This is a genomic window from Bradyrhizobium sp. DOA9, assembly GCF_000617845.2.
Lineage (GTDB): Bacteria > Pseudomonadota > Alphaproteobacteria > Rhizobiales > Xanthobacteraceae > Bradyrhizobium.
This window is the reverse complement of the sequence record NZ_DF820425.1, coordinates 34,647-58,180: the sequence shown is the minus strand read 5'-3', so window position 1 is coordinate 58,180 and position 23,534 is coordinate 34,647. Positions and strand designations below refer to the sequence as shown.

The 23,534-nt window shown below is 64.1% G+C and carries 24 protein-coding genes; 15 read left to right on the top strand and 9 right to left on the bottom strand.

Annotated features, from left to right (window positions below):
• Window positions 1–96 precede the first annotated feature (96 nt).
• From BDOA9_RS00245 to BDOA9_RS00235, 3 genes are all read right to left on the bottom strand, one after another.
• Entirely contained in the window at window positions 97–2,247 is a 2,151-nt protein-coding gene (locus BDOA9_RS00245) for an adenylate/guanylate cyclase domain-containing protein (RefSeq protein ID WP_025031940.1), read from the bottom strand.
• A 34-nt stretch (window positions 2,248–2,281) separates the two neighbouring features.
• Entirely contained in the window at window positions 2,282–2,950 is a 669-nt protein-coding gene (locus BDOA9_RS00240; RefSeq protein ID WP_025031939.1) for a hypothetical protein, read from the bottom strand.
• Window positions 2,951–3,134: 184 nt separating this feature from the next.
• On the bottom strand, window positions 3,135–3,956 hold the full coding sequence (locus tag BDOA9_RS00235; protein ID WP_025031938.1) for an HD domain-containing phosphohydrolase: 822 nt from the start codon (window positions 3,954–3,956) through the stop codon (window positions 3,135–3,137).
• Between the two features lie 240 nt (window positions 3,957–4,196).
• On the opposite strand from BDOA9_RS00235, the gene BDOA9_RS00230 reads away from it, so the two are divergent.
• The 12 genes from BDOA9_RS00230 (at window position 4,197) to BDOA9_RS00175 (ending at window position 16,476) form a co-directional block, all read left to right on the top strand.
• Complete coding sequence (locus tag BDOA9_RS00230; protein ID WP_025031937.1) at window positions 4,197–4,520, top strand: STAS domain-containing protein; 324 nt, start codon at window positions 4,197–4,199, stop codon at window positions 4,518–4,520.
• A complete protein-coding gene (locus BDOA9_RS00225) occupies window positions 4,520–4,885 on the top strand; it encodes a response regulator (protein WP_008142319.1) in 366 nt (121 codons plus the stop codon). The genes BDOA9_RS00230 and BDOA9_RS00225 overlap by 1 nt, the downstream gene beginning before the upstream one ends.
• Entirely contained in the window at window positions 4,882–6,975 is a 2,094-nt protein-coding gene (locus BDOA9_RS00220; protein ID WP_025031936.1) for a chemotaxis protein CheA, read from the top strand. The genes BDOA9_RS00225 and BDOA9_RS00220 overlap by 4 nt, the downstream gene beginning before the upstream one ends.
• Window positions 6,975–7,436: a chemotaxis protein CheW gene (locus BDOA9_RS00215; protein ID WP_192859526.1), complete on the top strand. Its 462-nt coding sequence runs from the start codon at window positions 6,975–6,977 to the stop codon at window positions 7,434–7,436. The genes BDOA9_RS00220 and BDOA9_RS00215 overlap by 1 nt, the downstream gene beginning before the upstream one ends.
• Before the next feature lie 35 nt (window positions 7,437–7,471).
• Window positions 7,472–9,169 carry a methyl-accepting chemotaxis protein gene (locus BDOA9_RS00210; RefSeq protein WP_025031934.1) on the top strand — a complete coding sequence of 566 codons (1,698 nt, stop codon included), beginning with the start codon at window positions 7,472–7,474 and terminating at the stop codon, window positions 9,167–9,169.
• Window positions 9,170–9,234: 65 nt separating this feature from the next.
• Complete coding sequence (locus BDOA9_RS00205) at window positions 9,235–9,723, top strand: chemotaxis protein CheW (RefSeq protein WP_025031933.1); 489 nt, start codon at window positions 9,235–9,237, stop codon at window positions 9,721–9,723.
• Window positions 9,724–9,782: 59 nt separating this feature from the next.
• Window positions 9,783–11,597: a methyl-accepting chemotaxis protein gene (locus BDOA9_RS00200; protein ID WP_025031932.1), complete on the top strand. Its 1,815-nt coding sequence runs from the start codon at window positions 9,783–9,785 to the stop codon at window positions 11,595–11,597.
• 143 nt (window positions 11,598–11,740) lie between these two features.
• On the top strand, window positions 11,741–12,595 hold the full coding sequence (locus tag BDOA9_RS00195; RefSeq protein ID WP_025031931.1) for a CheR family methyltransferase: 855 nt from the start codon (window positions 11,741–11,743) through the stop codon (window positions 12,593–12,595).
• A 16-nt stretch (window positions 12,596–12,611) separates the two neighbouring features.
• Window positions 12,612–13,703 carry a protein-glutamate methylesterase/protein-glutamine glutaminase gene (locus BDOA9_RS00190; RefSeq protein ID WP_025031930.1) on the top strand — a complete coding sequence of 364 codons (1,092 nt, stop codon included), beginning with the start codon at window positions 12,612–12,614 and terminating at the stop codon, window positions 13,701–13,703.
• A 5-nt stretch (window positions 13,704–13,708) separates the two neighbouring features.
• Window positions 13,709–15,430, top strand: a complete 1,722-nt coding sequence (locus BDOA9_RS00185; protein WP_025031929.1) for a hypothetical protein — start codon at window positions 13,709–13,711, stop codon at window positions 15,428–15,430.
• Window positions 15,431–15,581: 151 nt separating this feature from the next.
• The gene (locus BDOA9_RS00180; RefSeq protein ID WP_025031928.1) at window positions 15,582–16,025 is read left to right on the top strand and encodes a hypothetical protein; all 444 of its coding nucleotides are present in this window, start codon (window positions 15,582–15,584) and stop codon (window positions 16,023–16,025) included.
• Between the two features lie 166 nt (window positions 16,026–16,191).
• Window positions 16,192–16,476 (top strand): hypothetical protein, encoded by a 285-nt coding sequence (locus BDOA9_RS00175; RefSeq protein ID WP_025031927.1) that lies wholly within the window; start codon window positions 16,192–16,194, stop codon window positions 16,474–16,476.
• A 58-nt stretch (window positions 16,477–16,534) separates the two neighbouring features.
• On the opposite strand, the gene BDOA9_RS00170 is transcribed toward BDOA9_RS00175, so the two are convergent.
• Together BDOA9_RS00170 and BDOA9_RS39855 are read right to left on the bottom strand one after the other, a co-directional pair.
• A complete protein-coding gene (locus BDOA9_RS00170; RefSeq protein ID WP_025031926.1) occupies window positions 16,535–16,900 on the bottom strand; it encodes a VanZ family protein in 366 nt (121 codons plus the stop codon).
• An 8-nt stretch (window positions 16,901–16,908) separates the two neighbouring features.
• On the bottom strand, window positions 16,909–17,040 hold the full coding sequence (locus BDOA9_RS39855; protein ID WP_256375429.1) for a hypothetical protein: 132 nt from the start codon (window positions 17,038–17,040) through the stop codon (window positions 16,909–16,911).
• Window positions 17,041–17,452: 412 nt separating this feature from the next.
• Here BDOA9_RS39855 and BDOA9_RS39330 point away from each other — a divergent pair, with 412 nt between their 5' ends.
• The gene (locus tag BDOA9_RS39330) at window positions 17,453–17,869 is read left to right on the top strand and encodes a hypothetical protein (protein WP_025031925.1); all 417 of its coding nucleotides are present in this window, start codon (window positions 17,453–17,455) and stop codon (window positions 17,867–17,869) included.
• A 78-nt stretch (window positions 17,870–17,947) separates the two neighbouring features.
• Here the strand turns inward: BDOA9_RS39330 and BDOA9_RS00160 are convergent, their stop codons facing one another.
• Entirely contained in the window at window positions 17,948–18,199 is a 252-nt protein-coding gene (locus tag BDOA9_RS00160) for a hypothetical protein (RefSeq protein ID WP_152033063.1), read from the bottom strand.
• Window positions 18,200–18,414: 215 nt separating this feature from the next.
• On the bottom strand, window positions 18,415–19,785 hold the full coding sequence (locus tag BDOA9_RS00155; RefSeq protein ID WP_244521435.1) for a polysaccharide biosynthesis/export family protein: 1,371 nt from the start codon (window positions 19,783–19,785) through the stop codon (window positions 18,415–18,417).
• A gap of 557 nt (window positions 19,786–20,342) precedes the next feature.
• Between BDOA9_RS00155 and BDOA9_RS00150 the strand changes: the two genes are divergently transcribed.
• On the top strand, window positions 20,343–21,545 hold the full coding sequence (locus tag BDOA9_RS00150) for a diguanylate cyclase (protein WP_025031922.1): 1,203 nt from the start codon (window positions 20,343–20,345) through the stop codon (window positions 21,543–21,545).
• 107 nt (window positions 21,546–21,652) lie between these two features.
• Here the strand turns inward: BDOA9_RS00150 and BDOA9_RS00145 are convergent, their stop codons facing one another.
• Entirely contained in the window at window positions 21,653–21,967 is a 315-nt protein-coding gene (locus tag BDOA9_RS00145; RefSeq protein WP_025031921.1) for a hypothetical protein, read from the bottom strand.
• A 126-nt stretch (window positions 21,968–22,093) separates the two neighbouring features.
• Here BDOA9_RS00145 and BDOA9_RS00140 point away from each other — a divergent pair, with 126 nt between their 5' ends.
• Window positions 22,094–22,351 (top strand): hypothetical protein, encoded by a 258-nt coding sequence (locus BDOA9_RS00140; RefSeq protein ID WP_042335616.1) that lies wholly within the window; start codon window positions 22,094–22,096, stop codon window positions 22,349–22,351.
• Between the two features lie 147 nt (window positions 22,352–22,498).
• Here the strand turns inward: BDOA9_RS00140 and BDOA9_RS00135 are convergent, their stop codons facing one another.
• Window positions 22,499–22,876, bottom strand: a complete 378-nt coding sequence (locus BDOA9_RS00135) for a hypothetical protein (protein ID WP_025031919.1) — start codon at window positions 22,874–22,876, stop codon at window positions 22,499–22,501.
• Window positions 22,877–23,534: the final 658 nt, after the last annotated feature.

Here is a 23,534-nt window from a genome sequence, read left to right as displayed (position 1 = left end):
CGGACGTGGAGAGACCTTCACTCCACCCCGTCTCTCATCTTCGCTACGCTCAGATGCGAGCCGACCCTCCCCCTCCAGGGGAGGGTAAGAGCCCCGCTACTTTCCTTCCAGCGTATTGACCGGTGTCCAGTCCGGCGGCGGCGGGTTCTCCGTCAGCACTGTCGCACGCTTGGCGAACCGCGCTGATGCAGGATCGATATTTGCCACGCCGCCGAACGCCTCGGCCGCCTTCGCAAACTCCCGTGCCCGCCAGCACGCCAGCCCCTCCGCATAGGCTGCGGCCACCTTGGCCTGCTCGGCACTTTCCGCGCCGGTTTCCGCGAGCGGCTCGAACACCCTGATCGGCTCGCCGCGGCCCTGCACCCTGATCGCGTCGAGTTCGCGCCAGGCGAAGCTATCGCCGGTCTGCGCCATCGTCGTTTCGGAGGCCATGATCGCGGTGCCGTAATATTTGTTGGCGCCCTCGAGCCGCGACGCCACGTTCACGGTGTCGCTCATCACGGTGTAGTTGAAGCGGCGGCGGGAGCCGATATTGCCGACCACGGCTTCGCCGCTGTTGAGCCCGATGCGATGCGACAGGCCGTGACCGGCGAAGGCGGGATGGCCGGCATTGAGCTCGGCCAGCTTCTCGTGGCAGTTCAGCGCGGCCCGCACCGCATTGCGTGCGTGGGCGGGATCGTCGGCCGGCGCGCCGAACATGGCGACGATGGAATCGCCGATATATTTGTCGACGTAGCCGCCATGGCTTTCGATGATGTCGGTCATGGCGGACAGATATTCGTTCATCAGCGTCACCAGCTCGCCCGGCGTCATCGTCTCGGCGATCGACGAGAATCCGCTGAGGTCGGAGAAGAACATGGTGACGTTGCGCAACTCGCCGCCGAGCGCCGGCATCTTGCCGGAGGCGACCATGGTCTCGATCACCTCGGGCGCGAGGTAAAGGGCAAAGCTCTTGCGCAGGAAGCGCTCGTCGCGATCGGCCAGCACGAAGCGATAGCCGATCATGATCGCGAGCGCGGCAAGGCTTGCGAGCGCCGGCTCCGTCAGCGGCAGTGCCAAGGCATGGACGAAGGCGCCGACGGCAACGACCGCGTAGACGATCGTGAGGCCGAGCCAGGCGATCAGAGCGCCACTCGGTGCGAGCGCGCCGGCCGCACAGGCGATGATGGCCGCGAACGCGATCGTGAGAAGGGTCCGCGCGGGCGTGCCGAGCTCGGTCACGGCATCGTGCTCGATCAGGTTCCGGACCGCAGCGGCGTGCACGAACACGCCGGCGACGTCGCTGCGCTTCCTTTGCGCGGTGCTGGCAGGCGCGGGCGTGGCACATCGTGCCGACGGCGTCCCGTCATAGCCGCCGGACAGCCGCATCGAGGTGAGCTTGCGGTCCTCGAAGTTGAGGATGGTGCCGAGCAGAACGACCTTGCCATCGAAGGCGCGGCGAAAGAAATCGCGGTCGCCTTTCTCGACGCAGGCGCGCAGATCGGCAAAGGAGAAGGTCGGAACGTCGCGGCCGAGGCCGCGGAAGTTGAGCGTCAACGTGTTCGGTACAGTGCTCGGGATCGCGTAGCCGGATAGCTCGGCCGCACCGGATGGCACAATCTCGAACTTCGCGCCGAGCGCGCGGGCGGCGAGTTCGACCGCCATGGTGGGCACCGGCTTGCCATCGATGGAGAAGCTGAGCGGCATCCGCCGGATGACGTCGTCCGCATCGGTGTGGACATTGAGCGCACGGACGTTGTTTCGCACCGCCAGCTGCTGCGCACGGTAGGGCACTTCCGGATGGTCGTTGCTCAGGATCTCGCCGAGCACCAGCTTGCCCGCGTCCGAGATCTGCCGCAGCGCGATCAGATAGTCCCGGTCAAATCCGCGCAAGCGGGCACCGAACGGCGCGTCGCCAAAGGGAATCTCGGACTGCTCGATCGAGTTCTTGAAGATGACGTCGAAGCCGATCACCTTGGCGCCGCCGTCGCTGATGCTGCCCAGCACCCGGCCGATCTCGCGTGTCCAGGTCTGCGTCGGCGATCCCTTGAACGGCGGCGTCTCGTAGGTTTCGCCGTCGATGGCCACGACGACGACCGGAGATGTCGCGGGATCGCGGCGGTCGCCATCGATCTTCCCGCGCAGTGCGGTGAGGATGTCGAGCGAGAGGCCTTGCAACGTCTGCAGCGGTGGGGCCGTGAAGATCGCGCCCGCAAGGATCGCGATCAGAATCGCCGCAACGATGTCCCGTCCCCCGATCCGCCGCATCGCCCCGTCGCCAATTCCGCTTATTCGAGTCCGCCTATTCGAGCCGCAGCAGGCGGCCGATGATCGGGTTCGGCGAGGAGGTGGCGCTGGCATCGATCTGGAAGGCGTAGCGCTTGGCACCGAGAATGGCGAGGTAGCTGCCGCCAGGGGTCAGTGTCTTTCCGGCCTTGGCGAAATCATAGAACTTGCCGCCGACCATGGCCTCGCCCTTGAGCGGCACGCTGATCGTGGGCTCCTTGCCGTCGGTGCGCTCGATCACCAGCGTGCCGCCGGCTTTGGCTTGCACCACTGGCGAGACGCCGTAAAGCGTCGGCAGCCTGGCGGGCCCGCCCTTGGCGTCCGAGCGCACGGTGCGGAAGGTCGTTGCGGCGCTCTGGTTCGCTTCACGTTCTGAGAGCTTGGCGGCATTGGTATCGCAGGGCACCTTTTCCCGCTTGACCTCGCCAAGCTGCACGGTGCTCTGCTCGGCGCCGACCAGAACGACACCTTCGCTGATGGTCTCGCGCTGGCAGGATTTCAGGTAGCTGAGCGTGACGCTCGCCTTGGGCCCGAGCTTGATGATCTTGCCCGGCGCCACATAGTCCATGAATGCGATGCCGTCGACCTTGCCCTGGATGTCCTCGACGATCGCAGCGGGAGTCTCCGCCACAGCGGGGGCCGCAAGGCAGAATGCGCCGACACAGGCGCCGATCAGGCTTTTCATGGGAATTCTCATCCAATTCGACGATGCTCTGGTGCCCGTCCTGGTTCGATGCCTAGCAGCAGGGCGCCGGGGCAAGTGTGACCAGAATCACTCTTGGTTCTTGGTGCCACTCTAGCAGGAACAGGTTCAAACCGGCGACCGGAGAAAAATGGTGCCGCGGCAAGATGTTGGTGGATTGGTCGGGTCAGGCCGTGGGGATTGCCTCGGCCGGATGGCTCTCGTCTGACGAGCTGGCTGCCGCACGCTCCATATCGGGAGCCAGAGGGGCGGCGGCGCTCGGCAAAGGAATCGTCCGCTGACCGCCGGCGATCTCGACCACCTCGTCCCAGCGCGACAGGAAAGCCTCGACGCAGCCCGGGTCGAACTGCCGGCCCGCGTTCTCGACCAGGTAGTCGCGCGCGACCTCGAGCGGCATCGGCTCCTTGTATGGCCGCCGCGTCGTCAGGGCGTCGAAGACGTCGGCGACCGCCACCACGCGCGCGGCGATCGGAATTGCATCCGCCTTCAGTCCGCTCGGATAGCCCGCGCCGTCCCAGCGCTCGTGATGCCCCGCGGCAATTTGCGCGCCAAGCCGGATCAGCTCGCAGCTGGAATCTGCCAGGATGCGCTCGCCGATCGTCGCATGCGTCCTGATCACCGCCATCTCCACCTCGGTGAGCCGCACCGTCATCTCGGCGCTCTGCGGCTGCTTGGGCAGGAAATCGGTTGCACCGGCCTGCAGCGCTTCCATCTTGAGGTCGTCGGTCTGACGCGAGGTGATCATCGCGATCGGGATGTCGGCGCGGCCGGGAAGCCTGCGGAAGGTGCGGATGAAGCTGATGCCGTCCATATGCGGCATCTCGTAGTCGACCAGGACCAGATCGAAGGCGCGCTCCTGGGCGCAGGCCAGCGCCTCCACGGGATCGAGGAAGGTGGTGGCCTCGACCAGTCCTTCAGCCTCGATGTGGCGTTTCAGGAAATTGAGGACGGAGCGGCTGTCGTCAACCAGGAGCGCTTGGGTCAGCATCGGGCTCTGTTCGCTGGCAAAGGCACGAACCCAAGCCAATACCGAAGCGGATTAACACGAAGCAAATTTGACGGGCATGTGCGTGTCCAGCGCGATGTGGGCAGGTTGTGCATGTCTGCACATGGTTGCGCGAATTTCTGAAAAATGTGACCCGTAGTTGTACGAATGCCCGCGTTAGGAGTTTGCTCACCGGATTCGCGTCAAACGAGTAGTGGAATTTTAGCAGAGGCGGGTGCAGCGATGGCGCTCAATCCCACGGAGCCGAAGTGGTCGTTGCGGTTGCCCGCCGATTGCAGCATTGCGGCCATCCGCAACGTCTATGATCTCGTTCGCGAGGCATTCGGCCGTCAGGAACGGCTCGAGATCGACTGCTCCAGCGTCGACAAGGCCGACGTGACCTCGATCCAGCTGCTGCTGTCGACCGCCAGGACGGGCGAGGCCCAGGGTCGCCCGGTGGTCCTGACCTCCTTCTCACAGTCCTTGCGCAATACCCTTCGCCGCGCCGGCTTCGCCAGCGAGGCGATGATCGATCGGCATTTCCCGCAAAAGAAAGATGGCACCTGATGGCCACGATTCTGACCGTCGACGATTCCCCAAGCATTCGGCAAATGATCAAGGTGGTGCTCGAGCCCGCCGGTCACAACGTGATCGAGGCCGGCGACGGCGCGCAAGGGCTCGCCAAGGCGCAGGCGGGCAAGCTCGACCTCGTCATCACCGATCTCAACATGCCCGTCATGAACGGGCTGGAGCTGATCCGCGCATTGCGCAAGCTGCCGAGCGCGGTCGGCATGCCCATCGTGTTCCTGACCACCGAATCCAACGACACGGTGAAGCAGGAGGCCAAGAGCGCCGGCGCCACCGGCTGGATCACCAAGCCCTTCAAGCCTGAACAATTGCTCGCCGTGGTCGGCAAGCTGGTGCGCGCATGAGCGCGATGGACCCGACCGAGGTCTTTCGTCAGGAAGCCAGCGAGCTGTTCGAAGTTCTCGAAGGGGCCCTGCTCGATCTCGGCCAGCGTCCCGACGATCGCGAGCTGGTCGATTCCGCTTTCCGCGCCCTGCACACCATCAAGGGCTCGGGCGCCATGTTCGGCTTCGACAAGGTCGCCTCCTTCACCCACGAATTCGAGACCGCCTTCGACCGCGTCCGCAAGGGCGAGATCAAGCCGACGCAGGAGCTGATCTCCGTCGCGCTTGCCGCCAAGGACTACATCCGCGCCTTGATCGAGGATCCGCAGTCGACCGACGACATCATTGGCGAGGCCATCCTCGACGACCTCAGGCGCTTCGTGTCGTCGGACCAGCCTTCCGCCCCGGCTGCCGAGATCGCCGAGGCGCCGCCGCTGGCGCCCAGCGCGAGCAGGCAGGCCGGCTGGCACCTCTACATCGAGTTCGAATCCCATATCCTGCGCAACGGCTCGAACCCGCTCGACCTGTTGGAGGATCTCTGCAAGCTCGGCCCCTGCTTCGTCGTCCCCGTCACCGACGGCATTCCGTTCCTCGACGAGCTGGACCCGGAAGATTGCTATCTGAAGTGGGACGTCAAGCTGCACGCGGCCTGCGACAAGGACGCGATCGACGACGTCTTCATGTTCGTCCAGGACGAGATGAAGCTGACGCTCTCGCCACTCGAGCAGGTCGAAGCGCCTGCGCCGATGCCGCTGTTCCAGCTGCTCGACGAGGAGCCGGTCGTCGCAGAGATGGCTGCGCCGGTCGTCGAGGTTGCTGTTGCGCCCGTTGCGGTGCAGCCCGCTGCAACGACCGAACCCAAGGCCGAAGTCGCAGCCGAGTCGAAGCGCGAGGCCGCGACGGCCCGCAGCCAGGAGGCAAAGCAGGAACGGGGCATCGCCACCGTCCGCGTCCAGGCCGAACGCCTCGACGAGCTGATGGACCGCGTCGGCGAGCTCGTGATCGCCCAGGCGCGGCTGACCCAGCTCGCTTCGACCGGCTCGGACCTTTCGATCAAGATGATCGCCGAGGAAATCGAGCGGCTTGCATCCTCCTTGCGCGACACCACGATGGGCGCGCGCATGGTGCCGATCGGCTCGCTGTTCGGCCGCTTCCGCCGCCTCGTGCACGATTTGTCGCGCGATCTCTCGAAGCCGGTCGAGTTCGTCACCTCTGGCGAAGACACCGAGCTCGACAAGACCATGATCGAGTGCCTGGCCGACCCGCTGGTGCACCTGATCCGCAATGCCATCGACCACGGCATCGAGGACACCGCGACGCGCGCGGCCAATGGCAAGACCGAGCAGGGCCGGATCGAGCTCGCCGCCGTGCATTCCGGCGCGCAGGTGCTGGTCACCGTGAAGGACAACGGCGGCGGTCTCAACACCGCGCGCATTCGCGCGAAGGCGGAAGAGCAGGGGCTGATCGCAGCCGGCGCCGTGCTGAGCGACCACGAGATCCACCAATTCCTGTTCCACCCCGGTTTCTCGACTGCGCAGACGATCTCGGCGTTGTCGGGCCGCGGCGTCGGCATGGACGTGGTCAAGCGCACCATCGAGAACATGCGCGGCTCGATCGACCTGGCGACCCGGCCGGGCCAGGGCACCATTGTGACGCTGCGCCTGCCGCTCACGCTCGCGATCATCGAGGGCCTCCTGATCCGCGTCGGCGAAGGCCGCTACATCATTCCGCTGTCGGCGGTGGAGGAATGCATCGAGCTGACCGCCGAGGACGAACGCTCCCGCGGCCGCAATTTCCTCAACGTGCGCGGCAATCTCGTGCCCTTCCTCCGGTTGCGCGAGATCATGACCGCCTCCGGCATGCCCGACCGGCACCAGAAGACGATCATCATCTCGACCGGCGAGACCCACGTTGGTCTGGTCGCCGACCAGATCATCGGCAACCACCAGACCGTGATCAAGTCGCTGTCCAAGCTGCACTCCGACGTCACCATCTTCTCCGGCGCGACGATTTTGGGTGACGGCACGGCGGCGCTGATCCTCGACGTCGCGCAGCTCGTCGCGCTGGCGCAGTCGAAGGTCGAGAAGCAGCATATCAGCGAGGCGGCGTGATGAACGACGGTTTGGCGGGCGAGCACCAGTCCGGCGCGATGCAGGTCGTGATGATCGGCCTCGGCGAGGAGAAATTCGCGCTCGACGCCGGTCTCGTGCGCGAGATCATCGACCCCGTGCCCGTGACCAAGGTCGCAGGGGCGCGCGCCTTCGTTCCCAGCGTGATCAACGTGCGCGGCAATGTCATTCCGCTTGCCGACCTGCGCATTCGCTTCGGCATGCCGCAGCTCGACAACTCGGCTGACACGCGCATCGTCGTCATCGAGCTCGAGCTCGACGGTGAGCCGGTCCTGGTCGGCGTCACTGCGGACAAGGTCTACGAGGTCACGGAGATCTCGCGGACGGACGTGCAGCAGACGCCGCGCGTCGGCATGCACTGGAAGCCGGAATTCATCCGCTTCATCGCGAAATGGCGTGACGAGTTCGTCATCGTTCCGAACATGGAACGCATTCTGAATTGAGACGAGGTCTCGGCGAGACCGGATAGGGGCTGGAAATGAGATTTACCGTCAAGGCAAAGCTTGCCAGTGCGTTCGGCGTGGTCCTGTTGCTGTCGATGGCGGCGGGTGGTCTGGCTTACGTGAAGCTGAGCGAGATGATCGACACCGCCGATAACCTCGTGGCGCGCGCCGGTCGCATGGAACGGGCAGCGGAGATCGAGCGGGGTATCCTGCTCCAGGTTCGCGCCGAGAAGAATCTGCTTCTGGCGCCCGATAGCGAAGCGGATGGCTTCGTCGCCGAGATCGCCAAGCAGCGCGAGGCGCTTTTCAAGCTGAAAGAAGAGATCTACGCCGCAGCCTCCCCGGAAGGCAAGAAGCTGATCGAGAGTTTCGGCGCCGCCTACGCCCGGATGAATGCCGTTCAGGACGACGCGCTCAAGACCGCCCGGACTAACAGGCCGAAAGCCGTCGAGCAGTCCGCCGTCGAGGTGCGCAAGGCGGTCCGCGAGGCGATGGACGCCGCCCACCTCTATATCAGCAACGTCAAGAAGAACATGGCGGACCGGGCCGCCTCGGCGCATGAGGACGGCAATCGAGCCCACGTCATGCTGGTCTCGGCGGTGGGTGCATCGCTCGTGATCGGCCTGATCGCCGCGATCTGGATCTCCCTCAGCATCTCCCGCGGGCTCGGCCGTGCGGTCGGCCTCGCCGGTGCGGTTGCGGCCGGCGATCTGAGCCAGACGATCAACGTCTCCAGCAACGACGAGATCGGCGATCTCGTCACATCGCTCAACAAGATGGTCGAGAAGCTCCGCCGCGTCGTCGAGGAAGCGCTCACGGCGGCACAGAACGTCTCGGCCGGCAGCCAGGAGCTGTCGGCCAGCGCCGAGCAGCTGTCGCAGGGTGCGACCGAGCAGGCCTCGTCCGCCGAGGAGGCTTCGTCCTCGATGGAAGAGATGGCCTCGAACGTCAAGCAGAACGCCGACAATGCCAACCAGACCGAGAAGATCGCGGCGCAATCGGCCAGGGACGCCGAAGCCAGCGGTGTTGCCGTCGGCCGGGCCGTCAGCGCGATGCAGACCATCGCCGAGAAGATCACGATCGTGCAGGAGATCGCGCGTCAGACCGACCTGCTCGCGCTCAACGCCGCGGTCGAGGCCGCGCGCGCCGGCGAGCACGGCAAGGGCTTTGCCGTCGTCGCCTCCGAGGTACGCAAGCTGGCCGAGCGCAGCCAGGCTGCGGCCGCCGAGATCGGCACGCTGTCGACCGAGAGCGTGAAGGTCGCGCAGGAGGCGGGACAAATGCTGTCAAAGCTCGTGCCCGACATCAAGAAGACCGCGGAGCTGGTGCAGGAGATCACCGCGGCCTGCCGCGAGCAGGACGTCGGCTCGGCCCAGATCAATCAGGCCATCCAGCAGCTCGACAAGGTCGGCCAGCAGAACGCCAGCGCCTCCGAGCAGGTGTCCTCGACCTCGGAGGAGCTTGCATCGCAAGCCGAGCAGCTCCAGTCCACCATCTCGTTCTTCCGGATCGAGCATGCCGGCCGGGAGGAGGCTGCGGCCCCCGTGCAGATCGACCGCGCCGTCAGCCAGCTGCGGGCCAAAGCCGCACACATGGCGGCGGCGGACCGCGGCATCAGGAAGCCGGCGCCCGTCCGCAAGCCGGCACGCGCAATGAAGGTCGCCGGCGGCGGCGGTTTCGCCTTCGACATGCATGACGGCGAGGACGAGCGCGACGCCGAGTTCCAACGCTGATCAGCCGGTTCGGCTCTCATGCCGGACCGCATTCATTTGCAACCATCGGATCCCTGGACTGCATCATGGCCGCAACCTCGCAATATCTGACGCTCGGGCTCGCCGGCGAGACGTTCGGCATCAGCATCCGCAATGTCCGCGAGATCCTCGATATGCGGCCGATCTCGCGGCTTCCGCACGCGCCGAGCTTCCTGCTCGGCATGATCGACGTGCGCGGCAGCGGCTATCCGATCGTCGACCTCCGGACCAAGCTCGGCCTGCCGAGCGTAGCGGCCACCGAAGCCACCCGCATCATCATCCTCGACGTGCCGATGAAGGATCGCCTGGCCGGCGTCGGCTTCGTCGCCGATTGCGTTTTCGAGGTCACCGACATCGACGAGCAGGCGATCGAGCCCATCCCCGAGGTCGGCGGCAAATGGCAATCCGATTATGCCGCCGGCATCGGCCGCAAGGGCGAGAAGTTCGTCGTCATCTTCGACCTCGCCAAGCTGATGGCGAACGACAAGATCCCGGAAGGGCGCGACGCCGGTGCTGATGCGCCGCGCGCCGCCTGAGTTCGCAAGAGTAAGCGTGGTCAAGCGTAAACACCCCAATTCGAACCAACGAGACTGACATGAGATTCACCGTCAAAGCCAAGCTTGCCAGCGCGTTCGGCGTCGTCATTCTTCTTTTCATCATAGCAGGCGTCGTAAGCTACACGAAATTGTCCGACATGGCCGCCACCGCGGAGTCCATGGTGCTTCGCGCCAAACGGATGGAGAAGGCCGCCGAGGTCGAAAAGATCATTTGGCAGCAGCTCAGGGCGGAAAAGAACGCAATCCTCGGAACGCCAAGCGAAGCCGATGAATTCGCCGTGCAGGCCGCCAAGCTCCGCGACGAGGCAACCAAGATCAGGGACGAGGTCTACGCGCTCGCCAGCGAGGGCGGAAAGAAGTTGCTCGACAACTTCGCGAGTGCTTACGCGAGGATGAACGCCTATCAGGAAGAGACGATCAGGCTGGCAAAGACGGACAAGGCGAAGGCGACCGAACGCTCGATGGGAGATGGCCGTAAGGTGGTCGCAGACGCCACCGAGGCGATGGGGGCCTATGTTGCGAATTCCAAGCGGCAGATGGCCGAGCAGGCTGTGCAGTCCAGCGAAGAGAGTCGTCGCGCGCAGTTGATCCTGATCGTGCTCGTCATCGTCTCGCTCATCGTTGCGGCAATTGGCGCAGTTTGGATCTCGATCAACATCAGCCGGTCCCTCGCCAAGGCCGTCGGGCTGGCGGATGCCGTGGCGATTGGTGATCTCAGCCACAAGATCGATGCGTCCAGTAACGACGAGATCGGCGATCTGGTCAAATCTCTGAACGCGATGACCGCCAATCTCAATGCCACGGCGGCCGTCGCCAACGAGATCGCACAAGGCAATCTCACCGTCGAGGCCAAGCCGCTGTCGGACAAGGACACGCTGGGTCTCGCGCTCGAGCGCATGGTCGAGAAGCTTCGCCAGATCGTGTCGGAGGCCCTGACCGCGGCGCAGAACGTCTCCGCCGGCAGCCAGGAGCTCTCTGCCAGCGCCGAGCAGCTGTCGCAGGGCGCGACCGAGCAGGCCTCGTCCGCCGAGGAGGCCTCCTCCTCGATGGAGGAAATGGCCTCCAACGTGAAGCAGAATGCGGACAACGCCAACCAGACCGAGAAGATCGCCGCGCAGTCCGCCAAGGACGCGGAAGCCTCCGGCGCCGCCGTGGGCCGCGCGGTCAACGCCATGCAGACCATCGCCGAGAAGATCACGATCGTGCAGGAGATCGCGCGGCAGACCGACCTGCTCGCGCTCAACGCGGCGGTCGAAGCCGCGCGCGCCGGCGAGCACGGCAAGGGCTTTGCAGTGGTCGCCTCCGAGGTGCGCAAGCTCGCCGAGCGCAGCCAGGCGGCCGCGGCCGAGATCGGCACGCTCTCGGCCGATACGGTGAAGGTCGCGCAGGAGGCCGGCGCGATGCTGGCAAAGCTCGTTCCCGACATCAAGAAGACGGCCGAACTGGTCGAGGAGATCACCGCGGCCTGCCGCGAGCAGGACGTCGGCTCGGCCCAGATCAACCAGGCGATCCAGCAGCTCGACAAGGTCGGCCAGCAGAACGCCAGCGCATCCGAGCAGGTGTCCTCGACCTCGGAGGAGCTCGCCTCGCAGGCCGAGCAGCTGCAGTCGACCATCGCCTATTTCCGCATCGAGCAGGGCGCAAGGAGCCAGGCGGCCGCGCCGATCGACCGCGCGGTCAATCAGCTGCGCGCCAAGGCGGCTACCATGGCAGCTACCATGGCGGCGGCCGAGCGTCCGGCCAGGAAGCCGCAGGCCAAGCCGGCCCGCGCGGTGAAGGTCGCCGGTGGCGGCGGCTTCGCCTTCGACATGAACGATGGCGAGGACGCCCGGGACGCCGATTTCCAGCGCTAATACCCACTAGGGCTCCCGTGGACCGGTTCGTTCAGGTGCGGACCGGTCCGCTTTCAGCGGCGACGTGAACGCGTAGGATTCAAGATGGCCAGGATGGCCCGACATTCAATGCAGGCGGCCGTTGCGAACCTGGGTCGTCGCCCATGATGCCCGCCCTGCAGGATGCGGCCGTGCATCTGTCGGACCGCCATTTCCGGACCATCGCCGAATTGATCGAGAGCCAGGTCGGCATCAAGCTGCCGCAGGGCAAGCGGCTGATGCTGGAGGGACGGCTGCACAAGCGCGTGCGGGCGCTCAACTTCTCCGGCCTCAATGAATATGTCGAGAACCTTTTCGAGGCGGATCATTTCGAGACCGAGCTGACCCATCTCATCGACGTGGTGACGACCAACAAGACCGACTTTTTCCGCGAGCCGCAGCACTTCACGTTCATGCGGGACGTCGCGGTCCCCGCTTTGCTCAGATCGCGCGGGCGCAAGGAGGCGAGCCTGAAGATCTGGAGCTCGGCGAGCTCCACCGGCATGGAGGCCTACACCACCGCGATGGTGCTGGACGACATGATTCGGAACGGCTCGCGCTTCCAGTACCGTATCCTCGGCACCGACATCTCGACCGCCGTGCTGCGCCTCGCCAGGACGGCGATCTACACCCGCGACGTGCTCGCGCCGGTGCCGGAGCCGTTCGTGAAGCGCTATTTCTCGTCCTCGCGCGACAAATCGCGCGGCGAGGTGAGGATCATACCCGAGCTACGGCGCATGACGCACTTCATGAGGATGAACCTCATGGACAAGTCCTATCCCGTCGATCGTGACGTCGACATCATCTTCTGCCGCAATGTCCTGATCTATTTCGAGCGCGAGACTCAGCGCAAGGTGGTCGAGCAATTGTGCGGCCATCTGCGTCCGGGCGGCTATTTGCTGGTCGGCCATTCGGAATCGATGATTCACAGTGCCGTGCCCGGGCTGAAGCAGGTTCAGCCAACCATCTTCCAGGTCTAGGCGGAGCGCAACCACGATGCCGAGGGAGAAAGTTCGCGTGCTGATCGTGGACGATTCGGCGTCGGTGCGCCAAATCCTGCTGACGATCCTGAGTGAAGACCCCGAGATCGAGGTGATGGCGACGGCGTCCGACCCGTTCGTGGCAGCCAAGCGGCTCGAGAAGGAGCTGCCCGACGTCATCATTCTCGATCTCGAAATGCCGCGCATGGATGGCCTGACCTTCCTGCGCAAGATCATGGCTCAACATCCGATCCCGGTGATCATCTGCTCCTCGCTGACGGAAGAGGGCTCGAACGTGATGTTCGAGGCCTTCGAGGCGGGGGCAGTCGACATCGTGCCGAAGCCGAAGATCGACACGCGGCAGGCGCTGCTCGAATGCTCGACGCGGCTGCGCGAGGCCGTGAAATCGGCCGCGCGCGCCCGGGTGCGTCCGCGGGCGGAACGCCGCGCCATCGAGAAGAAGCTGACCGCCGATGCCATCATCCCGCCGCCGGTGCAGGGCAGGGTGCGGCCGACCACCGAGCGCATCGTGTGCATCGGCGCCTCGACCGGCGGCACCGAAGCGCTCAACGACGTCCTGGAAATGCTGCCGTCGCATTGCCCGCCGCTTCTCATCGTCCAGCACATGCCGGCGGGCTTTACCGCAGCTTTCGCCAGGCGTCTGGACAGCGTCTGCCAGATCCGGGTCAAGGAGGCCGCAGACGGCGAGCCGGTGCTGCCGGGCTGGGCCTATATCGCACCCGGCGCGCGGCACATGCTGCTCCAGCGCATCGGCCTGCGCTATCAGATCGCGATCAAGGACGGGCCGCCGGTGTCGCGGCATCGCCCCTCGGTCGACGTGCTGTTCCGCTCGGCCGCGCAGCATGCCGGCGCCAACGCGCTCGGCGTGATCATGACCGGCATGGGCGATGACGGCGCGCGCGGTATGCTCGAGATGAAGAAGCTCGGCGCCGCGACGCGCGCGCAGGATGAAGACAGCTCCGTGGTGTTCGGCATGCCCAGGGAAGCCATCGCCCATGGCGGTGTCGAGAAGGTCGTTCCGCTGCACCAGATCCCGCGCGAGATCATGCTCTGGTACCAGGCCGGGCATCCCGCGGTGGCAGGCTGACGGCAATGTCGCTCATTTCGGCCATTACGCTTACCGAGGCGATCGCAGGGATCGAAGACGTCTCCTCGCGCATCGAGGACGTGTTCGCGCGCGTCGGCCACGAGCTCGGTCGCGGCCATCTCATCTTCCAGGAGCTAAACCAGGGTCTCGCAGCGCTTTCCGCCGAGCTCTCCGGCGCAGAGATCGAGGGCGCCGCGACGGCGCTGCAGGAGATCGCCGCGCGGCTCAGCGAGCTGGCGCAGGCGCTGCCGGCCGAGACCGCCCTGCTCGAGACCATCGGCAAGGGCACGGCGGAAGCGTCTGGTCTGCTCAAGCCGCTGTTCAAGCACATCCAGATGATCACCATCATCGCCCGCAGCGCGCGGATCGAGGCGGCCTCGCTCGACGGCGATCGCGAGGGCTTCCTCGCCTTCACGCAGGAGGCCTACGATCTCGGCAAGGCGGTGCAGGGCGCGATCGAGGGCTGCGCGCGCGATCAGCAGCGCCTGTCCGAGGCGGTGGCCACCGCATTCGGGCGGCAGAAGGAGTTCGAGGGCCGTTACCGCAATCAACTGGCGGCGGAGAGCTCCGAGCTCGGCTCCGCCTATTCCGCATTGCGTGATCAGCGCGGCAACAGCCGCCATCTCGCCGATCTCGCGAGCGCCAGCACCAGGAAGATCGCCGAGGCCGTCGGCAGCGCGATCATCTCACTTCAGGCCGGCGACAGCACGCGCCAGCGCCTCGAGCATGTCGCTCACGGCCTCCGCCTCGCGTCCGGACCTGTCCCGAGCCTCGCTCCCGAACCTGTCGCCAGCGAGGACGGCGCGCGCACGATCTGTCAATTGCAGGCGGCCCAGCTCAGGGATGCGCAGCGCGAGTTCGGCGGCGACATCGGCCAAATCGTTCGCGCGCTGACCGCCATCCTGCACGACGCGGGCAGTGTCGTCGGCCACGGCCGCACGCTGTTCGGCGGCGAGAACGGCGGCTCGTCATCGTTCCTGGCGCACATCAAGCAGACGCTGGCGCACGCCTCGACCCTGATTGCGACCTGCGAAGGCGCCGGCCGCTCCGTGGACGAGGCGCTCGCGATCGTCGAGGATACACTGACGAAGTTCCGTCAGGCGATCGCCGGGCTCGCCGAGGCGACGGTCGACATCACGCTGATCGGCATGAACGCGGGGCTCAAGGCGAGCCATCTCGGCAGCCGCGGCAGCGCTTTTGTCGTCATTGCCAACGAGCTGAAGGCCACCGCCGACCAGGTCTCGCTGGGGGCGGGACGTTTGAGGCCGGTGCTCGATGGTATCGAGCGCTCGGCGACGGAGCTGAAGCAGCTCCGCGTGCAGGGCGATCCCACCCAGCTCACCCAGCTCGAGCCGCAGATTCTCCAGGCGCTGCGCGAGGTCGAGGCCGGCAACGAACGGCTCGGCAGGCTGATGAGCCGGCTCGTCGACGAAGGCGCGGAATTCGAGCGGCTGATGAATTCGGCGCAAGGCCTGATGAGCACGCTCGGCGAGGGGTCCGCGGCGCTGCCCGCGGTCGCCGCGCGACTCGAGGCCGCGGTCGCTCAGGAGCCGCGGCCGCAGGCGCAGGACGAAGCCATGCTCGACGAGCTGTTTGCGCGCTACACGATGGAGCGCGAGCGGGACGTTCACCGCCAGTTCCTGCAGACGCTCGGGTTGACCTCGGTCGCCGCCGCGCGCCGGGTCGAGGCCGTCGAAGCTGCCGATGACGGCATCGAATTGTTTTGACGTTGCGGCGAGCGTCCTCGCCGGCGCCCTGCGGCAATTGACCGATTGATTTTGCAGGGCATTAACCGTGGCGGAATGCTCGCCGTGTCGGTCATTGTCGCGCCTCAAGCTTCGTTGCAAATACGCGTGGAAATCACGGGTGGACGGTTCCATGCTGAAAGAGGGCAAATATGCGGCGTGGTTCAGAACCGCGCATGCGCAAGGCACCGGTATCGTGCATCTGGCCCAGGGACGGATCTCGGGCAGCGACAGCTTCTTCAACTATGGCGGCTCCTATCAATTCGACGACGACCAGCATTTCACGGCCGTCCTGACCACGCGGCGACATGCCGACGGGCCGCCGACCGTGTTCGGTGTCGATGAGGTCGAGGTCGAGCTCTGCGGTGTGTATAGCGGTGCGATGGCGACCTGTTCGGGGACGGCCCGGCAAGCGCCCGACGTGAGGCTCGAAGTGACGCTTATCTACAGCCAGGAAGACGCGCGGGCTCCCGACGCCCGTGGCGCGGTCGTGAAGCTCAAGGCCGACAAGCTGCCCAAGAGGCTCGACAGCCGTTCAAGGTCGCGGCCTCCGTTCACGACGAACTCGTCGAAGTAAAGCCGGATCGGAAACAATCGGCGCGATTCCATGCGCGCCTGTCGCCCGATTAGCATCGCATTGACGTTGTTGTCTCGAATTCTCGCTGCGGCAACTCTGCCTTTAGAAGCGGGAGCTAGCCTCGAGGTAGATCAAGTGTGGTGCCGATCGAGCGTGGTGGAAGAACATGCCTCAAATCTGGATGACATATGACGAGCTCGGCGCGCTTTGCGGCTGCGGTGCAACGGAAGCCCGGGACCGCGCCATCCATATGTCGCTAGATCGTCGCAAGAGCCGCGACGGCGCAACGCGCGTCAAGCTCGATCTGGCGCTCACGGCCAGGTTCCTGGCGTCCGTTCGCGCTGCGGATGTCGATCTCGACTGCGCCATTGAAGCGCTGCACGACACCCACCGCCAGTTGGCCGAGCACCTGGTTCCCTCCGGGCGTCACACGCGGCGCGGGGCGGCCTGAGCCGGCGCGTGATGCGCTTGCGTATTCCGCTGCTTGCGCCGAGGCGATGCGTACCGCTTCAGGACGGTGGTCTGGGCAGGAACGCCAGGATCATCTGGGCCAGCATGACGCCCACGGTGCCGCCTGCCGCCTTCTGCAGCACGTCGAGAAAGCCGGGATCGCGGTCGGGTATGAAGGCTTGCATCAGCTCCAGCCCCATGGCGACCGCGATGACGAGCGAGCAAGCGAGGCCAAGCCGTCCCGGCAGCAGGAACGACAGCAGGAAGCCGAGCAGGCCATAGGCGCTGAAGCGCTCGATCACGACGATCCAATAGGCCTCGTGGTGCCCCAACAGCGCGGGCCGGCCCGACAGCCTCGCCAGCGTGGCGTAGACGATCAGTGCCAGACAGATGCTTGCGGCTGCTATGAGGTGGCTCCTGCGCATGGTGCCAATCAGCTCTTCTTCGCCGGTTTCGACTTCAGGGAAAGACCAAGCCGCAACGCCATGCGCTTGACCGCATCGGGCGAGCGCCCGAGAGCTTTCGCTGCCTGCTCCAGCGAGGCTGAAGACTTGGCCAGCTCCATGAGCCGGCGATCTTCCTTGAACGACCAGGGCCTGCGCGCCATAACCGAAATGATCCTCTCGTCGACACAATGACAAAGCCGCCAAGCGGACCCATGTTCGCTCGACGGCTTTGCTTGGGTGGGCCGAGCTTGGGGGAGCCCGTGCGAGAGATGGATAAGCAATCGTTGAGAGTTCGCAACAAACAACGCGGGTTAAGCTAACCTCTCAACCTTACCGCGATGAAGTTGGCGCGCGAGGCTCCGTACGAGACCGGAGATCGGGTCAGCAATGTCGTCCGAGACGCAGCTCAATGGCGGGTCTTGCTGCCTCGATATTTCGATCGCGTTCGTTCCGGGCCTTGGATGCTTCAAGCTTTGTTAACTATGTCTGGCCGATGGTAGCTGCCTGAATCTCGAAGGTGGGATGGCCCGGATGTTTCAGCTGTTCCTGAGAGCGCGCGCGCACAATCTTCTCGGCTCGCGTCGGGATGAGAAGACCTTCAAAGCCCGCTCTGCCGAGCGTGACGCGGAGACGGACCGCGCGCGAATCGGTGCAGTCCTGGCGGCGATCGAGACGGCGTTGCAGGAGGCGGAGAGGGAGCAGGCCGGGCTCACGCGGCGTGTCGACGATGCGCTCGCGCGTGCATCCGTCACCTTTGGCAACGGCACCGACGAATATCTCGAGCGGGAGCCGCTCGACAATCACCATCAGGATCTCTTCGCAGCTGACATTTCGAACGGTCAGCGGCGGCTCAAGGAACTGGCGAGCAGCATCGCTCATCTGAGATTCGTCAAGACCGCGATGCTCACGCGTTTCCCGGAATTCAGGCCGACGCAGCTCAACAGCTGACGCCGGGCGGCGTCAAACGGCGGGCCGGCAGAGCGCCGCGAGCTGCGGCTGCCGAGCCGGCAGCAGGTATCCCGGGTTTCACCGCGACGTTTCAGGGAGCGCTCTTGCCGCCTCGGCAACGCTTCGTTGCGGAAGATACTTGAGCAGACATGCGGCCAGATAGCCGATCTGCACCAGCACGGCGAATACCAGGAACGACGAGAGAGGTTGCGACGAGCTCGCATGGACGGCGAGGCCGCCGACGAGGATCACTGGCGGGAGCACGAGCACCCGAAACCAAAGTCCCAAGGCAAGTCCTGTCCATACGGCGTAGGCGGCGAGCATCGTCACGGTAGCACCCCAAAGTGTCACCGCACGATTATCCTGGCCGGTCTAACGTTGGTTTAAGTCACTCGGCAAAATTGTCTGGTTCGAGCCAATTCAGGTCGCTTGGCCCGACCGAGAACGTCGAACATGCCAAACGCAGCTCGATTTGCGCTTGCCACGGCACCCAACGCGCGTTCGAAGCGGTTCGCGCGGTGGGCCGCCATGCTTGGAAGGAATGATCATCGCGAGGTCACGATGGCATTGATGTTCGCCGCGTTCGTCGTGGCGGCATCCAGCGGCGCCATCACCTTGATGAATTCGGTCGACGGCGACTCGGCGACCGAAATCACGTCGTGATCCCGCATCCTGAATGAGTCGGCCTGGAACCAGCCGTCCGGCTTGCTCATGTCGAACTTGTAGACGGCCGGCACCTGCACGGTGGGGAAGCCCCTGACGTCGAGGCCGACACTGTCCATCAACCGCTTCGGCTCGAAGCGATAGACGAAAACCGACTTCGAATTGGCGCGGCTGCCGTCGAGGCCGCCGGCCTTGGCCAAGGCCTCGGCGAGCGACATGTCGTTGTTCTCGAACGTGAAGCGACGATTGTTCGTGCCGCCGATGGAGCCGGGGGAGGGCGTCGATCCGAACGCCATGAACACGCGCGGAACCCGCGTCAGGAAGATGACGTCGCCCGGCGCCAGCAAGACGTCTTCGGGCGGGCGGCGAACCACGGCAGCGAGATACTGGGTGTATGTCCGGCCGGCGCGCTTGAGCGTCACGGTGACTTCATAGTCCGGATATTTCGGTCCTCCGGCTCGCGCGATCGCCGCCAGCAGGCGCAGGCCGCCCGGATCGATCGGAAAACGCGCCGGCGAATTGACCTCGCCGAGGACGCTGATCTGGTTGCCGCGCTGCTCCGCGATGGCCACCACGACCTGCGGCTCGATCGCGCGCTCCTTGAGACGGTCGCGGATGATGCCGGAAACCGCCTGCGGCGTCAGGCCGGCGACCTTGATCGAGCCTGCATAGGGAATGGTGATGCTGCCGGACTGGTCGACCTGTTGCCGCGGTATGTCGACGAAATTTCCGGCCCTGACGCCCGCTTCGCCCGGAATGAACAGGCCGCCGGCCTGCGCTTCGAAGACCGTGACAGTGAGGATGTCGCCGATGCTGATCGGCGCGTTGCGGTGACCTCCCGGGATGGACGCGAAGGAGATGCCGGTCCCATTCGTGATCGTATTGGTGGCTTGAAGCACCACGGGATTGATCGGCATCAGGACATACGGCAGGGGCACTGACGGTTCGGTGACGATCGCCGCGTTCTCCTGGACTGCAGCGGAGTCCGGCGCGTCCATCGGGATGAAGCCAGCGCAGCCGGTCATCGTCACTAAGGTCAAGATCGACACCGCGAGGTGGCGGATGACGATCTCAATTGAACTTCTTGTCTCGGTGACCACTACATCCTCACGCACGTCGCTAAGCTTGGGTATTCGTAGCAATGATCGGCTCGTCGAGTCACTCTCGTCCGGTTTCGCTGGCGCGAAACGCCATTCCTTGTGTCCTTCATGCAACGCGAACTGATCGCCGATCATTGCGATAGTGATGAGCAATTGAGCAATGTGTCTTCTTTTGGGTGCACACGAACGATGAGGCGGAAGTTCGCCACGAGGCCGTCACGTTTCAGACACGATGCGGCAGGCTTGAACTTCGCCACCTATCTCGCGAAGTCATCGAGCGGGTTCCATTGCGCTCGCGCCCGAAGGCCGGGTTTGGGATGCTTCGGACAATCGCAGCAATTCTGCTCGCCAATGACGTGTCGCGGATGCGCGCGCAACTTTCCTGACAAGTCACCTTGCAGTCGGCAAACGATCCCTTGCCTGCGATCGCCGCGGTCCGCTCTCTTTCTCACGCTCGGCGCGCTGGTCTTGCTTGAACGGCACCCGTCTCTGGGCCCTCTGATCGGGAATTGAGCGCGCTTTGCGTTACGGAAGACAGTCGTGACAACGTGAGACCGTGCATCGAAGTAGCCGCGCCTTGCTCCCTCAGGTTTTGGGAATGAAAGGGATTCTTAATTGCGTTTGAAAGCGGTTCACTAATACGAGAGTGGTACCGTAGGGAAATAGTGGTAACGCAAGCAGGAATTGCCGTTGTGTCAGTGACATCTGCATTGGTCGAAGCAGCCCTATCGGCGCGGCGATCGGGCGGAACCTGCTTTACGACAGAGATCGAAGCGAAGTTCGAGGCCGATACTCTCGCCAAACGCAATCAACGACTGATTACGGGGCTGCTGGTATCGGCGCCGCTCTATAACCTCTTCCTCATCGCGGATTGGCTGCTCGTGCCGGACGTCGTGCGGCTGGCAATCTGGCTGCATGTTCTGGTCGTAACTCCCTGGATGCTCCTTGCAGCTTGGCTCATCTCGAGAAAGCCGCGCCCCTTTGTCCGCGAATGTCTTGCGGCCAGCGTGCCCCTCCTTATCATCATGCAGATCGACCTCTGCTTTGCATTCACCAACTCACCCGGTGCCGCTCACTATCAGTACGTAGTCATTCCGACGCTGTTGTACACGAACGTCTCGTTGCATCGTTTGCGATTTGCCTCTGCTCGCGCGGTCACCGCGCTGATCGTGGCGATCCACGTCTCCCTGGTGCTCTGGGTAGACTACATCTCGTCTGCCGTGGCGGCCATCATCGTGATCCAGGTCATCATCTGCGCGTACATCACTCTGGTCGCGAACTACACGATGGAGCGCGACCTCAGGAGATCCTATTTGTTCTCGCTGAGGGACCGCCTGCTCCATGCCGAGGCGGATGCCGCGTCCCGCCGTGATCCCTTGACGGGCTTGGCCAACCGCTTTCATCTGGATGAAGCACTCAAGGAAATCTGGTGCGCGTCCGAGTTCACCAATGTGCCGGTTTGCGTGATCATGGTCGATATCGATCATTTCAAGCGTTTGAACGATCGCTACGGGCATGGCGCTGGAGATCTTTGCCTCAAGCGGGTCGCTGCGATTCTGTCCGGCGAGTTGCGCTTTGGACGTGATCTTGCCGTCCGATATGGCGGCGAAGAGTTCCTGCTGTTGCTGCCGGACATGGATCTCATGGAAGCGGTTCGCGTCGCCGAGCGCACGCGCAGGTCGATCGAAAGCGCCGCGATACCGAATGCTCTTGGACTTTCAGGTGTCGTCACCGCCAGCTTCGGCGTCGCGGCCTCGATCCCGTCTGATCTGGGTTCGTCGGATCTGGTCGCAGCCGCGGACCAAGCGCTCTATGCGGCAAAAAGCAATGGTCGAAATCAGGTTTGGCCGCCGCTCGCGACGAAAATCTCTCTTATCGACCGTACGAGCAAGAGTCAGGTTGGATCGCAGTAGCCGCCGCTAGAGCATGATCCGGAAAAGTGTGAAGCGGTTTTCCGAAAAGATCATGCTCAAGCAAAGAGCTAAAGCGCGATGACGATTCAACCCAATCTCATCGCGCTTTAAACGCCGGGCTCGGCGCGGCTGGTGCGGGTGAGCGCGGCACGTTCGAGATCCCATGCCCGCTGCAGGCGCTCGGCACTGGTCGCGTTCAAAATGCCGGTCCAGGCCTGAGCGAGGGCCGTGACGCCTTCGTGCAGGCTTGGCGCTTGTCCGGCCGACCAGTCAGGCAAGCCCATCGGCACGCTGATCGCCCACGACCAGCGCTCGCCCGACCGATAGACGTTCCCGATCACGCGCCGCTCATGGACGACGACATAGTGATCCTTGACGTCCGGCCACCGAAGCTTCGCCTTGAGAGAAACGGACTTCTTCATCGAGGAGACTCGTGACTGAATGACTTTGACTGCAATGATCCGAACGCGTGGTTAGCTGAAGCGAAGTTTCCAAGCTTGATCGGAGTACATGGATTTGGCACTATGCCGGCATATTTGGAGACGCACATGTATAAGTCATGCCTTGTTGCGATTGTAGCCGCCGCCTGCCTCTGTGCATTGCCCGCCAGCGCCCAGACCGGCCCGTACCCCTTCGGCGACGAGCCTTATCGGTTGGACTGGTATCCCGACCCCGCGACCGCGACCGGCTGCTTGAAATGGAATTGGCAGCAGCACCATTGGGACAATTACTGCCCGGTCGTCGTCCAACCCAAGGCTTACATGTACCCTCGTGCGAGGGCCGTCGTCGTTCGCGCCAAGGGTTAGAGCATGATCCGGAAAAGTGTGAAGCGGTTTTCCGAAAAGATCATGCTCAAACAATAACCTATAGCGCGATGACGATTCATCGTGATCGCATCGCGCTTTAGCGAGCAACGAGCGGTGCCTTGCGCAGGCGCCGCTCCGGCATGCCAATCAATAGTTCTCGATCGTGCAGGCGATCTGGCTGTGCTTGCCGAAGTTCAGCAGCGCATTGCCCCGGAAGCCATCGACCCAAATGCCGCGGCCGGCATAGCGATAGCCCACGCCCATCGGCACCATGCGAACATGGACGCCACCGGAGTGGCCGGTCCGGAGCGAGGCCGTGACCACCTCGCCGGCGACCGAAACGGCGATCGGGCACAGCGGATATTGTCTGCCGTTCTCGCAGACAAAGACGAGCTCGGAGCAGCCGCCGACCGCGGCCGGCGAGGCCCGCAGGGCCATGTCCGCCGCGGCGGCCGGGCGAGAAGCTGCAGTCAGAAGCAGGCCAAAAACCACGGCCGCAATAAGCGTGCTGGATCGATTGCGCATCGCCGCTCCAAAATAGGTAAACAATCTCTCGCTAAAAGAGCAAAAAGCAGCTGCTGCGTCAAACCCGCAAGGGGGGTGGAGCGGGCTGCTTCGCACGAGATATGTCGTCCGTTGCAATCCTGCATCGGTCGTCCCCTTCGTCAGGGACGCTCGTCGTCCATCTCCGCCTCTGAGCCGGCTCCCTGCTCGGCCGTGACGGGGCACCGGTATTGGAAATCTGGCAAAACCTTCCGACCTTCGGCGGCTCCAGCCCGGAGCTCCCAGGTATTTCGAAAATCGCGAATATCAGCAATTAGCGGGAGCGGGCCGCCCTTTTTATCTCGGCGATGCCCGAACTGCCCATCAGGGCGACGGGCTCCCAGTGACTAACCTGGGTTACCCCCTTTGATGGAACTCGGGAAAAAGTGGAAATTTGTGTTTACAACTTGTGCAAAAGACGATTAACTATTTACCTCTTGGAAAGGAATGTGCCTGTCGCGATTTGTCGGACATGTACAACTTCATGCGAAGCATTCGCAGGCGTTTGATTCATGAGTGCATGTAGCGTCTTTGAGGTGTGGGTTTAATTCGCCGGAACGCGCTGTTCGCGTTACCGGCTTTTTTGTTGCCTCGGCTGCAATGAAGCGGCCGACCAAATTAGAAAGAGGATCGGATTTTT

Coding starts and splice junctions, on each gene's coding strand:
- BDOA9_RS00215 (WP_192859526.1), top strand. CDS start 6,975: ATGAACGACGGTTTGGCGGGCGAGCACCAGTCCGGCGCGATGCAGGTC.
- BDOA9_RS00240 (WP_025031939.1), bottom strand. CDS start 2,950: ATGAAAAGCCTGATCGGCGCCTGTGTCGGCGCATTCTGCCTTGCGGCC.
- BDOA9_RS00225 (WP_008142319.1), top strand. CDS start 4,520: ATGGCCACGATTCTGACCGTCGACGATTCCCCAAGCATTCGGCAAATG.
- BDOA9_RS00210 (WP_025031934.1), top strand. CDS start 7,472: ATGAGATTTACCGTCAAGGCAAAGCTTGCCAGTGCGTTCGGCGTGGTC.
- BDOA9_RS00190 (WP_025031930.1), top strand. CDS start 12,612: ATGCCGAGGGAGAAAGTTCGCGTGCTGATCGTGGACGATTCGGCGTCG.
- BDOA9_RS00140 (WP_042335616.1), top strand. CDS start 22,094: ATGTATAAGTCATGCCTTGTTGCGATTGTAGCCGCCGCCTGCCTCTGT.
- BDOA9_RS00200 (WP_025031932.1), top strand. CDS start 9,783: ATGAGATTCACCGTCAAAGCCAAGCTTGCCAGCGCGTTCGGCGTCGTC.
- BDOA9_RS00205 (WP_025031933.1), top strand. CDS start 9,235: ATGGCCGCAACCTCGCAATATCTGACGCTCGGGCTCGCCGGCGAGACG.
- BDOA9_RS39330 (WP_025031925.1), top strand. CDS start 17,453: ATGTTTCAGCTGTTCCTGAGAGCGCGCGCGCACAATCTTCTCGGCTCG.
- BDOA9_RS00230 (WP_025031937.1), top strand. CDS start 4,197: ATGGCGCTCAATCCCACGGAGCCGAAGTGGTCGTTGCGGTTGCCCGCC.
- BDOA9_RS00235 (WP_025031938.1), bottom strand. CDS start 3,956: ATGCTGACCCAAGCGCTCCTGGTTGACGACAGCCGCTCCGTCCTCAAT.
- BDOA9_RS00170 (WP_025031926.1), bottom strand. CDS start 16,900: ATGCGCAGGAGCCACCTCATAGCAGCCGCAAGCATCTGTCTGGCACTG.
- BDOA9_RS39855 (WP_256375429.1), bottom strand. CDS start 17,040: ATGGAGCTGGCCAAGTCTTCAGCCTCGCTGGAGCAGGCAGCGAAAGCT.
- BDOA9_RS00220 (WP_025031936.1), top strand. CDS start 4,882: ATGAGCGCGATGGACCCGACCGAGGTCTTTCGTCAGGAAGCCAGCGAG.
- BDOA9_RS00175 (WP_025031927.1), top strand. CDS start 16,192: ATGCCTCAAATCTGGATGACATATGACGAGCTCGGCGCGCTTTGCGGC.
- BDOA9_RS00180 (WP_025031928.1), top strand. CDS start 15,582: ATGCTGAAAGAGGGCAAATATGCGGCGTGGTTCAGAACCGCGCATGCG.
- BDOA9_RS00195 (WP_025031931.1), top strand. CDS start 11,741: ATGATGCCCGCCCTGCAGGATGCGGCCGTGCATCTGTCGGACCGCCAT.
- BDOA9_RS00185 (WP_025031929.1), top strand. CDS start 13,709: ATGTCGCTCATTTCGGCCATTACGCTTACCGAGGCGATCGCAGGGATC.
- BDOA9_RS00135 (WP_025031919.1), bottom strand. CDS start 22,876: ATGCGCAATCGATCCAGCACGCTTATTGCGGCCGTGGTTTTTGGCCTG.
- BDOA9_RS00145 (WP_025031921.1), bottom strand. CDS start 21,967: ATGAAGAAGTCCGTTTCTCTCAAGGCGAAGCTTCGGTGGCCGGACGTC.
- BDOA9_RS00245 (WP_025031940.1), bottom strand. CDS start 2,247: ATGCGGCGGATCGGGGGACGGGACATCGTTGCGGCGATTCTGATCGCG.